An 11,846-nucleotide genomic window follows, 5' to 3' on the forward strand; every position below is an offset into this window, starting at 1 on the left:
CAACGTTTACTATTTTTTTATCTAGAACATTTATTATGAATTTCATCCTGTACGCTTTCCATAAATTCAACTAGTGAAACCACTTCAGATTGTTCTTCACCATATTTACGTACATTTACAGATTCATTCTCCATTTCTTTATCTCCAATAACAAGAACATACGGTACTTTTTTAAGCTGTGCTTCACGGATTTTATAACCTAGTTTTTCACTACGAACATCTCGTTCGACGCGAACACCAGCTTGTTTTAACTTTTCTTCAATTTCTTTTGTATATTGGTCATGTACTTGATTGGAAACAGGAATCACCTTTACTTGAACCGGAGCTAACCATGTTGGAAATGCCCCTCCGAAATGTTCAATAAGTATTCCTAAGAAACGATCAAAAGAACCTAATACAGCGCGGTGAATAACAACCGGTCTTTTTTTCTCATTCCTTTCATCAATATAGTTTAGATCAAATTTCTCAGGCATTTGGAAATCAAGTTGAACTGTTCCACATTGATGGCTTCTTTTTAACGCATCTTTAATATGAAAATCAATTTTCGGCCCATAGAATGCGCCATCTCCTTCATTTACTCTATAGTTATAATTTAATGATTTCAGTACACTCTCGAGAGACGCTTCAGCTTGGTTCCATAATTCATCATCCCCCATTGAATCTTCTGGCCTTGTTGAAAGTTCAATTTCATATTCAAAACCAAATGTTTTATATGCATAATCAATTTGTTGTAGGACTAACTTTATTTCACTTTCTATTTGTTCAGGTGTTACGAATAGATGTGCGTCGTCCTGACAAAATGTACGAACTCTTAATAATCCGTTCAATGCACCACTAAATTCGTGACGATGTACTTGGCCAAATTCACACATTCGAATTGGTAAATCACGATATGAATGTAATTTATTCTTAAAGATAAGCATGTGCCCAGGACAGTTCATCGGTTTTAATGCAAAACTTTTGTTGTCTACCTCTGAAAAATACATATTATCTTTATAATGATCCCAGTGTCCAGATTGCTCCCATAGCCCTTGATTCATCATAATTGGAGTACGTACTTCTTGATAATCGTATTTTTGTTGTATTTCTCTTAAAAAGGACTCTAATTCATTGCGAACAATTTGCCCTTTCGGTAAATAAAATGGCATTCCTGGCGCTTCTTCCGAGAACATAAATAATTCAAGTTCATTCCCTAATTTACGGTGGTTTCTCTTTGCAGCCTCTTCTACAAAATGCAAGTAGCTTTCTAATTCTTTTTGAGATGAAAATGCAACGCCATATATACGCTGAAGAACTTGGTTATTACTATCCCCGCGCCAATATGCACCGGAAACGTGAGTTAATTGAAATGCTTTCAAGTAACCAGTAGACGGTAAATGTGGTCCTCGGCATAAGTCTACAAATTCTCCTTGTTTATAAATTGTTACAACTTCACCATCAGGAATCGCTTCTAAAAGCTCCAACTTTAAGTGATCATTTACATCTTGAAAAAGCTTTTCCGCTTCCTTTCTAGTGATTTCAACTCGCTCCATTTCCAAGTTTTCATTCACAATATTCTGCATTTCTTTTTCGAGTTTAGGTAGGTCCTCGACAGTTATGCTGCTCGGAAGATCCATATCATAATAAAATCCATTTTCAATAACAGGCCCTACACCAAGTTTTATATCACCATATACTCTTTTTACAGCCTGCGCTAATATATGTGCAGAAGTATGTCTTGCAACTTCTTTTCCTTCCTCTGAATCCATAGTTATAATTTGAATTTCTGCATCCTGTTCTATGTTTCGGCGTAAATCAAATAATTGATCATTCACCTTTCCTACTACTGCTTTCTTTTTTAAACTAGAACTAATTGATGCCGCAATCTCTTCTAGAGTAATTCCTCTAACATATTCTTTAACACTACCATCTGGAAAAATAATTTTAATCATCTGTTCACTCATTTTTATCGCTCCATTCCATAATAAAAAGCACACTCATCCCTAATGATAGGGACGAGCGTGCTTTTTACCCGTGGTTCCACCCAGATTCCCATCGTATTACACAACATACGATGGCTTCTTTTGCAGTAACGTCGCTTACACGGCACTAGATACTCTTATTTCCCCAGTACAGCTCTAAGGTGGTAAGTTATTTCACTGCGTTAGGAAGTTCTCAGCATTCCTTCCCTCTCTGTACAACCGTTAAAAATAACTCGTGTCCTTTTCTTTGCTTATCATCATATAAAAATTAAAAATAAAAAAGCATACTCATCCCTAGTAATAGGGACGAATATGCTTATATTCGTGGTTCCACCCAGATTCCCATCGTATTACACAACATACAATGGCTTCTTTTGCGGTAACGTCGCTTACACGGCACTAGATACTTTTATTTTCCCTAGTGCAGCTCTAAGGTGGTAAGTTATTTCACTGCGTTAGGAAGTTCTCAGCATTCCTTCCCTCTCTGTATAACCGTTGAAAATAACTCGTGTCCTTTTCTTTGCTTTTAAAAAACATCCATTAATTGTTATTTAATATATCCTATGTAAATTATTTTTGCAAGTGTTTTTAAATTTTTTTAGAGCTATAAAAAAATAGAGGGTAAACCAAAACTGTCTTAACGTTTTGGTTTATCCTCTATTTTTTACCATTCTTTCGGTTCGTAGTTTAAATCTGCGAATAATCGATTTTTTTCTTTCTTTGTTAAATCTCTCCATTGTCCAACTGGTAAATTGTTTAAATGGATATTCATGATTCGAGTTCTCTTCAATCTGTAAACTTCATATCCTAATGCTTCACACATACGGCGAATTTGACGATTTAATCCTTGCGTTAAAATAATTTGGAATTCAAATTTTGATAACTGTGTTATCTCACAAGGAAGTGTTTTTGTTCCTAAAATTTTAACGCCTGCTGCCATTTGCTTTAAAAACTCAGGGGTAATAGGCTTGTCTACTGAAACGATATATTCCTTTTCATGTTTATTTTCAGCACGCAAAATTTCATTGATAATATCGCCATCATTTGTAAGAAGTATCAAACCATCTGAGTCTTTATCAAGACGCCCAACGTGATGAATCCGTAAAGGATGATTAACTAAATCGATAATATTACCTTTTACCTTCTTTTCACTTGTACTCGTAATACCTACTGGTTTATTTAAAGCGATATAAACGTTGTTTCGAGCAATCCTAATTTGCTCCCCATTTACTCGCACATCATCACCTTGTTGTACTTGATCACCTATTTTTGCAACCGATCCGTTAATAGTTACTTTTCTTTCACTAACTAACTTATCTGCTCCACGTCTAGATGCTTTTCCAGATTCACTAATAAATTTATTAATTCGCAAGTTAGGCACATCCTTTTCTCTAAAAATTTCAAGCTTACACTGCTCCTACCTTACAATAACAAAGGGTAAGCCTCCTAGTATAACTTACATATAGTAACATGAAAGAGTGTCTGACGTCTTCTATTAATTTCATGTTTGACAGAAAATAATTGGTCTTCTTTTCCTTCTCTTATTGAACTACATACTCATCAATAAATTCACTGCACTCTTTATGCTTTCAAACTAACATTTCATACAAATATAACCGCTCAAAGAATCTGCCTAGTGTATAACATCATTTATTCACTTTTTCTATAATTAATATACAGACCATTCTTTCATGCACAAAACTTGCTTTCCATTTATATTTTCAACGTCCTCGTTTACATTAGCCATTTCATATAGTCCTGGGAAAATTTCTTTCACATAACGTTGATGCAACAGTTCATTTTTCCAAAAAGAAAGGACTACATAACGATTTGAGTTTGTAAGAGATCTTCCTACAACTCCTCCTAACATTCCTTCTGATTTTTCCATCCCTTTATTCCAAATCATTTCTTGCACATGCAAAAAATGCTGATCACTTCCATTTTTCACGTCACAAACTGCCGCTCTTACAAACGAACTTTGTTCAATTGCATGCGTAAATGGCAACTCTGTCATATCAAACAAAGTTTGATATAATTCTATTTTGCAAGATACATATGTATTCTTTTGATTGCTACTTAAAAAAATCGGATCGTGCATATCATTCATAAATGTTTGATAGCTATTCCTATTTTCTTAATCATTGACAATCTATCAACTCATTTCTATATAAAGTGTTACCTCTATGCTATATATAAATTGATCATAAATCAAAAAATTCTGAACAAAAACGTAAAAAACTATTTATCATGATAAACTTGTAACAGTATTTATATTGACTAAACAATTCGATAAAGGAGTATCAGTAATGAATACTGCACATATCCATATGATTGAAACGAACGGCTTACAACTACTACATGAATTACAAAACTTCATTCCTTTTTCGTTCAGAAATTAAATCTTTCTCCACTACATGCAAAGGAGCTCAGATTGTTATCTTATATAATAAAATAAATAGGACACAAACAAAATAATCATTCTGTTTATGTCCTATTCCCTGATATCTCAGCCTATTCTTCAAACAAATAATATGTATTGTCTGCCGGATAATGTACTACAATTACCTTTCTGTCACCTTTTTGAAATCCTACAGTATGTCCATCTTCTCCAAGACTCTCCCATCCCTTTGCTTTTGATATAGACATTAAGCTTATATATTTATAAGTTGCTTGATTATCATCTTCAATATGAATTGCTGACATAGGAACTGGAAAGTCTTTAATTTTTGATTCTTTCGTCATGAATATTAGGCACCCTAACCCGCATAAAACCATCCATATAATAATGTTCCAATATACTTTCCGCGTCTTTTTCTCCATAAAAGCTCCTTCCTCATATATCTTCAAATTCACAACTATCGGATATTTTACCAATTTCAAATATATAATCCTACTATTTTTATTTATTCCATAAAAATACCTTCTTTTTTCGACAAAATAAAACAAATTCTGAATGTATAAATTGTTATTATAGATAAATACATCTTATGTTTTGTATATTAGGAGGGAATGTTCAATGAGGAAATTGTTCTATAAAAAACGTTTATTTTGGCTTTTTAGCATGATAATTATCGCTAGCATTGGGCTTACTATTTTTTTAAACTTCACGAAAGAAACAAAAAAACAGGCTACTAATGAACCTATCGATAAAACAATCTATCAACAAGAATTAAAATCTCAAATTGATTTAATCACTACAAAATACGATAATATCGTAGAACAAGACTGGTTACCGACATGGACTGATCTAAATTCAAATCCAAGTAACATACATACAACTGAATTACTGGATAAAATGAATAATATAGCGAAACATTTCAACGAAATTTCTAAAAAAACGGAGACATTTAAAGCTGAAGAAAAAATGAAAGACCCTACACTGAAACAAAAAATAAATAATTTTAAAACAGCATTTATTGCCGCTTCAAATTGTATGGCAAATGCAGCTTTATCTGTTACTCATAGTTTAAACAATGAGAAGCCTTTAAAAGATGGTGTAGAAAATGCCACTCAATCTTTAGGACTTGCTGATCAAAATATTGTAATGGCATTATCTACTTTAAATGAATTGGAAGAAATGTTGGGGATAACAAAAAAATAATTCCACTATGTACTTCCCCTTCATTCTAAGATGTAACACTTTTAATAAATAATGATTGCAATTCATTTGTAAGAGACCTATAATAAATTTTATTGATTATGTAAAAAATATTTCATATCAATAGGATTAAATTTTTAATCACATAATTCGGATGAACCATTCAGGAGAAGATCAATTGATCTACCGACGGGGCAAAAAGTTGATGACTCAGCTTTGAAACTCTCAGGTCTTGTTTACAAGTAGAACTGCATGGGGACGAATCTCTGGAGAGACTCCCTCTCGCTTTCATATAGCGCGGAGGAAACAGAGCACCGAAGGAGCAAATCCGTCAATTGACGGATAATCTCTCAGGTAAAAGGACAGAGACAAGCGAAAGAAATTGCCGATTTGTATCGGTTTATTTTTCTATCCCTTGTTTCTCCAGAGACCATTTCATTTATATGAAGTGGTTTTTATTTTTTTTAAAAGGAGAATAAAGATGGAGACAGTAAGTAAAGTATTAGAAGTAATGAATCACTACGTATGGGGGTTACCGACCTTATTCCTTCTTGTCGGAACTGGAATCATTCTCACTGTGCGTCTAAAAGGTTTACAGTTTAGTAAACTATTGTACGCTCACAAACTAGCATTTAAAAAATCAGAAGATACGTCTTCTGCCGGAGATATTAGCCATTTCCAAGCACTAATGACAGCAATGGCCGCAACCATTGGAATGGGGAATATTGCCGGCGTTGCAACTGCTGTTACAATTGGTGGACCAGGAGCAATATTTTGGATGTGGATTACTGCCTTGTTCGGGATGGCAACGAAATATTCGGAAGCTATCCTTGCGGTAAAATACCGTGTAAGTAATGAAAATGGTGAATATTCAGGTGGTCCAATGTATTACTTAGAACGTGGTTTAGGTAAAAAATGGCTCGCAATTTTATTTGCTATTTTCGGGACAACCGCTTCTTTTGGCATCGGGAATATGGTGCAATCAAATTCCGTTGCAGAAGCTATGAAAATAAACTTTTCAGTCCCTCCTGCTTTAACTGGTATATTAATGGCTTTCTTAATTGCAATTGTTATTTTAGGCGGCGTGAAGAAAATCGGAAAAGTCACTGGATTTTTCGTTCCAATTAAAGCTTTCTTTTATGTAATTTCTGGTCTTATTATTATTTTTTATCACTTTGATCAAGTTCCAGAAGCATTTTCACTTATTTTTTCTGGTGCGTTTCAAGGAACTGCAGCTGCTGGTGGTTTTATTGGTGCAACAGTTGCATCTGCCATTCAAATTGGAATGGCACGAGGAGTATTCGCCAATGAAGCTGGTTTAGGAAGTGCTCCAATTGCTGCAGCTGCTGCCAAAACAGATTCACCTGCGAAACAAGCACTCGTATCAATGACAGGAACTTTCCTCGATACATTTATTGTTTGTACCATTACGGGTTTAGTATTAATAACGACGGGGGCATGGAAGTCCGGAAAAACTGGTGTTGAAGCAACGACACTGGCTTTCCAATCTGTATTTGGTAGTACTGGTAGCATGATTCTCGGTATTGCAATCATTCTATTCGCCTACTCCACTATTTTAGGATGGTCTTATTATGGTGAAAAATGCGTAGCTTATTTATTTGGACAAGGTGCTGTACAATATTATAAAGCTATCTTCATTGTAATGATCGCATTTGGTGCCAACTTAAAACTAGGAATTGTATGGACGTTTGCTGATATCGCAAACGGACTTATGGCAATCCCGAACTTAATTGGTTTGATTGGATTAAGTGGTGTAGTCGTTGCCGAAACAAATCGATTCTTACAAGCTGAGAAATTCAAAACATCGGATAAAAACAGAGCAAGCTAATAAAAAAGGGAGTGTCTCATAAAAAATGAGGCATCCCTTTTTTATTAGCTTGTAAAACATTTTTATAGAATGTATTAAACTCTTTTCACTTACTATTATTACGAAAAACAAAGATACACCTTACAGAACCAAGAAGACTTAATCAAAAACTGACAGTAAATTAATTTTATGACACATCCTTTTAAATAACACCCAGAACCTCCCTAGTATTTACAATTAAACAACTATTAAATAGTTAAATCAAAATAACTACTAATAAACTTTTATCAAATTATTTCACAATATTAAAACAATTAATAATAATACAATTAACGAATAAACTATTCATTTTTTTGTTATCACATACATTTTTAAACTGTGACAACTTTTTGAACAACGCATTATTATACATATTCTAAAAAATATAGGGTTTTATGTAGATTTTTGTCTACTAATATCTATGTACACTTCCTATCTACTGGATATAGACTGTGAGGTGTAAGGAGCTATCTTACAACAAACGTAAAGGAGGTTTATCAAATGAGTAGATTTACAAATTTTTCAAAGTTCGCATTTGCAACATTAATTGGGATAGGTAGCTTAGGTGTCTTTTCACAATCAGAAGGTGTAAAAGCTGACAGTTTAGATCGTACTTCTCAAAACACTGTCCAATTCATACCATCTTCTACTATTACCAATACTTTTGAACAAAGAACTACTATTGTTCCTGAATCCAAAGTTATCCAAAATCATTATGTAAAATACTCAAAAACGCATTACCAAGTTAAAGAAAGTATCCCAAAAGAAATTTATTATTCTTCAGAAGGCTTTAAGGGGTACGTACAAGTAACAACTATTATTGATATTGGTGATCATTTCTTAACTTTCTACTCTGGGACTGTAATTCGATGTTAATTTTATGATTCTATTTCTTGAAAGTAGCGTAAAACATGTTGTTGAGAATACAGTAATGTCTATTTTCAAAAAAATAAACCACAAAATTATTCAATTTCATGGTTTATCAAATGCAAGATAATGCTAGACTAATACTCTCACATTACCTTCCCCAAAGTTAATTATAGAGTATTAAAGTAGATATGCACAACAAAAAACATTCAAATACGTTATTTTTTCTGAACTTTCTATTTTTTAACTTCTAAAACATGGTTCAGAATCGGAACGTAACAAAGTTCATTTCTAATGCAAGATGCTACTTAGAAATGGAAAACCCTATATTAATAAAATTGATAAAATAGAAGAATCATACTTAATTATTGCAGATATATCTACGAAAAACGAGGCACTATCTTATCAAAATGATTGGTGGGAATTAGTATCTCAAAATAAATTACTAAAAATTCCTGTCTCAAATAAAAATATTTTTCATGTAGGAGATAAGTTACATGCATACACAAAAGGAATAATTAAATCACTCCCACCTATCGCAATTGCTCCTACTATTAAGAAAGTAGGAGGATAAATAATAAAGACTCAGTTCAAAACGAGCTGAGTCTTTTTATTTCCAAAATTCTTCACAAAAAAGTCATAAATCGTATGGTCTAACTATATAGTTGAAAAGGAATGCGTAGATAAAGGAGTGCGCAGAAAAAAATTGTCCAAATAAAAAGGAGGAAAAATCTTTTGAAAAACAAATTCATTGTTTTCTTATCTGTTTTGTCAATTATTTTTGGAGGGTTCTTTTTTAACACCGATACTTCAAAAGCAGAAACACCATCTAGTGAATATGTCCCTAACCAACTAATTGTAAAATTTAAAAACAATGCATCTATAGGAGATGTGCAAGAATTTCATAAATCTGTAGGAGCACGCGTGTTATCCAAAGATGATACATTAGGATTTGAAGTCGTTCAATTTGTAAAGGGCTCTGTAAAAGATAAGATAAAAAGCTATAAGAATAATCCAGATGTAGAATACGCAGAACCAAATTACTACTTCCATGCTTTTTGGACTCCAAATGATCCGTATTTCAATAGTCAATATGGATTACAAAAAATCCAAGCTCCTCAAGCATGGGATAGCCAAAGAAGTGATCCTGGTGTAAAAGTTGCTATTATTGATACCGGGGTTCAAGGTTCACATCCAGATTTAGCTTCTAAGGTTATCTATGGGCATGATTATGTAGATAATGATAGCCAATCAGATGATGGCAATGGGCATGGTACACATTGCGCAGGAATTGCAGGAGCACTTACAAACAATAATGTTGGTATTGCAGGAGTGGCCCCGCAATCTTCCATATATGCCGTTCGTGTATTAGATAATCAAGGAAGCGGTACTCTTGATGCTGTAGCGCAAGGTATAAGAGAAGCTGCGGATTCAGGAGCGAAAGTTATTAGCTTAAGCCTTGGAGCTTCTAGTGGTGGTACTGCCCTGCAACAAGCTGTCCAATATGCATGGAATAAGGGCGCTGTCATTGTTGCGGCTGCCGGAAATGCTGGAAATACAAAGCCTAATTATCCAGCCTACTACAATGAAGTTATTTCTGTTGCTTCAACAGATCGATCGGATAGAAAATCTTCATTCTCGAATTACGGAAATTGGGTAGACGTTGCAGCGCCTGGTTCAAGCATATATTCCACATATAAAGGAAGCGCATATCAAACATTAAGCGGAACATCCATGGCAACACCTCATGTAGCTGGAGTTGCAGCCTTATTAGCAAATCAAGGCTATAATAATACTGAAATTCGTCAAATCATTGAAACAACATCAGATAAAGTTAGTGGAACAGGAACGTATTGGAAGAGCGGTAGAGTCAATGCAAATAAAGCTGTGCAATATGGTAAACAATTAAAAGAAAATAAAGCTTCATAAATAACAAAATAAATTCATTTTGTATATGAAAAGAAGCAGGAACTTTAACTATAAAAAGTTCCTGCTTTTTAACCTTCTTGTTTATATGAGTTTTTTATGTAGTAATGAATATATTCCTAATGTATTTTTCATCAGTACACATTAATTATGTACTGTAATTTTCTCTAAATACTTTAAGTTTGATGTAAAAATCTCTGGATCATGCCAATTTTTATAAGCACTCGGACATTGGACATCATCGATATTTGCATTCTCTCTAGCCAATAACGTTAATTCTTCAATATACTCTATTACTTTTCTCAAATCTGCCTTTATACCTATAGGGCCATGGCCTGGTACTGCTTTATCGATTTCAAGCCTCTCAATCGTTTCTAAAATATGCTTCCATTCTTGAAGATTAGATTCTTCAAAAAAAGTGGGGTGTGATTTCACAAATAATAAATCCCCCATAAAACAAACCTTCTCTTTCGGTAAATAGAGAATTGTATCACAAATAGAATGTCCCTCGCCTAACGTAATCAATTTTGCAGTTCTCTTTGAACCATATAGAGTAAATTCATTTTGAAAAGAATATTGAGGTAGTACGAGTTGAAGTGTAGGTAATGAAATAGCTAACTGATTTAAGAATGCAGTCTGTTTTCTTAAGCTTTCATCATTTGTTTGATTGAATTGATCTTGTAGGGATTGTATATATGTTTGTAGACCTTTTATATCTTCTTTCTGTTTATTAATTCTTGAAGGGTGCATTTCTGCCATTTGTTTATATGTTTTATCGCTAGATATGATATTACAATTTTCAAAGACTTGATTCCCGCGAATATGGTCTCCATGCCAATGACTATTAATAACCCACGATATAGGCTGGCCCGTTATTTCTTCGGCTATCTCTTTTAGATCCGCGGCTGTTTATTGTGTATTACTTGTATCAAAAATGATGGTTTGATCCCCCATATCAATAAAACCTGCATTAGCTAAGGAGCCTCCTCCTTCTTTCGCAATCGCCGCAAAAATACCTTCTCCTAATTTCTCAACGTAAAAATGTTCACTTACATATTCTTTATGCATAAACTTACTCCCTTTTCTTATATTTTCTATGCATTCAAATATCAAGTTTCGATTTCGAATGTAAATAAAGTACAAAATCAGTCATAGTAGTTGCGTGACCAATCTGCCTCAACATAGCTGTTACATTCCCTCTATGATAAGTTCCTTGATTCACCACGTGCTGTATCATAGAGGGAATAGATGTTTCCAATCGTCCAGCATATGGATTATCAATTACAATGACTCCATCTATATCTTTTTGTTCGTCAATAAATGCTTTATACTGCTGCGCTACATCAGAAAACATCATTTCCATTTCTTCATTGCTTTATTTTCTACTTGTTCTTGTAATTGTCCTCCAAGTTGTATGGCCTCAACCATACTTTTACCAATTAGAACATTTAGCCATACACAATCAACTACATAAATATGAACCAGTGCCTTTGCTATAGAAGGAAATACATTTTGAACTTCTTAATTATACACATCCTTTGGAAGCTACTTGAGTCGCTCGAATATTCTTTTGTTTGCCCATACATGATAATCAAATTGTTTTATAATGTAATGTGTCATACCAAAT

10 protein-coding genes, 2 pseudogenes, 1 riboswitch and 2 other annotated features are annotated in these 11,846 nt (G+C 33.7%); of the genes and pseudogenes, 5 read left to right on the forward strand and 7 right to left on the reverse strand.

Annotation, left to right across the window (positions count from 1 at the left end):
• Positions 1-17 precede the first annotated feature (17 nt).
• The 4 genes and pseudogenes from thrS to AZF08_RS25425 all read right to left on the reverse strand — a co-directional run bounded on the left by thrS (position 18) and on the right by AZF08_RS25425 (position 4,781).
• Positions 18-1,943 (reverse strand): threonine--tRNA ligase, encoded by a 1,926-nt coding sequence (gene thrS, locus AZF08_RS25410; RefSeq protein ID WP_033675454.1) that lies wholly within the window; start codon positions 1,941-1,943, stop codon positions 18-20.
• Positions 1,944-1,987: 44 nt separating this feature from the next.
• Positions 1,988-2,218 (reverse strand) — a binding site (T-box leader).
• Between the two features lie 42 nt (positions 2,219-2,260).
• Positions 2,261-2,491, reverse strand: a binding site (T-box leader).
• Positions 2,492-2,625: 134 nt separating this feature from the next.
• On the reverse strand, positions 2,626-3,333 hold the full coding sequence (gene rluF, locus AZF08_RS25415) for a 23S rRNA pseudouridine(2604) synthase RluF (RefSeq protein WP_033675453.1): 708 nt from the start codon (positions 3,331-3,333) through the stop codon (positions 2,626-2,628).
• A 297-nt stretch (positions 3,334-3,630) separates the two neighbouring features.
• Positions 3,631-4,095 (reverse strand): annotated as a pseudogene (locus AZF08_RS25420) (DUF4937 domain-containing protein); the annotation flags it as partial.
• A gap of 377 nt (positions 4,096-4,472) precedes the next feature.
• Positions 4,473-4,781, reverse strand: coding sequence for a hypothetical protein (locus AZF08_RS25425; RefSeq protein WP_033675452.1), 309 nt, complete (start codon positions 4,779-4,781; stop codon positions 4,473-4,475).
• 196 nt (positions 4,782-4,977) lie between these two features.
• Here AZF08_RS25425 and AZF08_RS25430 point away from each other — a divergent pair, with 196 nt between their 5' ends.
• The 5 genes from AZF08_RS25430 to AZF08_RS25450 all read left to right on the forward strand — a co-directional run bounded on the left by AZF08_RS25430 (position 4,978) and on the right by AZF08_RS25450 (position 10,222).
• Positions 4,978-5,562, forward strand: a complete 585-nt coding sequence (locus AZF08_RS25430) for a hypothetical protein (protein ID WP_033675451.1) — start codon at positions 4,978-4,980, stop codon at positions 5,560-5,562.
• A gap of 253 nt (positions 5,563-5,815) precedes the next feature.
• Positions 5,816-5,935, forward strand: a riboswitch (glycine riboswitch).
• A gap of 105 nt (positions 5,936-6,040) precedes the next feature.
• On the forward strand, positions 6,041-7,408 hold the full coding sequence (locus AZF08_RS25435) for an alanine/glycine:cation symporter family protein (RefSeq protein ID WP_033675450.1): 1,368 nt from the start codon (positions 6,041-6,043) through the stop codon (positions 7,406-7,408).
• Between the two features lie 519 nt (positions 7,409-7,927).
• A complete protein-coding gene (locus tag AZF08_RS25440; RefSeq protein ID WP_033675449.1) occupies positions 7,928-8,302 on the forward strand; it encodes a hypothetical protein in 375 nt (124 codons plus the stop codon).
• 292 nt (positions 8,303-8,594) lie between these two features.
• Entirely contained in the window at positions 8,595-8,867 is a 273-nt protein-coding gene (locus tag AZF08_RS25445; protein ID WP_051725800.1) for a hypothetical protein, read from the forward strand.
• 161 nt (positions 8,868-9,028) lie between these two features.
• Positions 9,029-10,222 carry a S8 family peptidase gene (locus tag AZF08_RS25450; RefSeq protein ID WP_033675448.1) on the forward strand — a complete coding sequence of 398 codons (1,194 nt, stop codon included), beginning with the start codon at positions 9,029-9,031 and terminating at the stop codon, positions 10,220-10,222.
• A 141-nt stretch (positions 10,223-10,363) separates the two neighbouring features.
• On the opposite strand, the gene AZF08_RS25455 is transcribed toward AZF08_RS25450, so the two are convergent.
• The 3 genes and pseudogenes from AZF08_RS25455 to AZF08_RS29400 form a co-directional block, all read right to left on the reverse strand.
• Positions 10,364-11,107 carry an MBL fold metallo-hydrolase gene (locus tag AZF08_RS25455; RefSeq protein ID WP_321141631.1) on the reverse strand — a complete coding sequence of 248 codons (744 nt, stop codon included), beginning with the start codon at positions 11,105-11,107 and terminating at the stop codon, positions 10,364-10,366.
• Positions 11,108-11,128: 21 nt separating this feature from the next.
• On the reverse strand, positions 11,129-11,287 hold the full coding sequence (locus tag AZF08_RS31635; RefSeq protein WP_235190064.1) for a hypothetical protein: 159 nt from the start codon (positions 11,285-11,287) through the stop codon (positions 11,129-11,131).
• Positions 11,288-11,321: 34 nt separating this feature from the next.
• Positions 11,322-11,839, reverse strand: a pseudogene (locus AZF08_RS29400) (DinB family protein).
• Between the last annotated feature and the right edge of the window lie 7 nt (positions 11,840-11,846).

This window comes from Bacillus gaemokensis, from assembly GCF_001590835.1.
Taxonomy (GTDB): domain Bacteria; phylum Bacillota; class Bacilli; order Bacillales; family Bacillaceae_G; genus Bacillus_A; species Bacillus_A gaemokensis.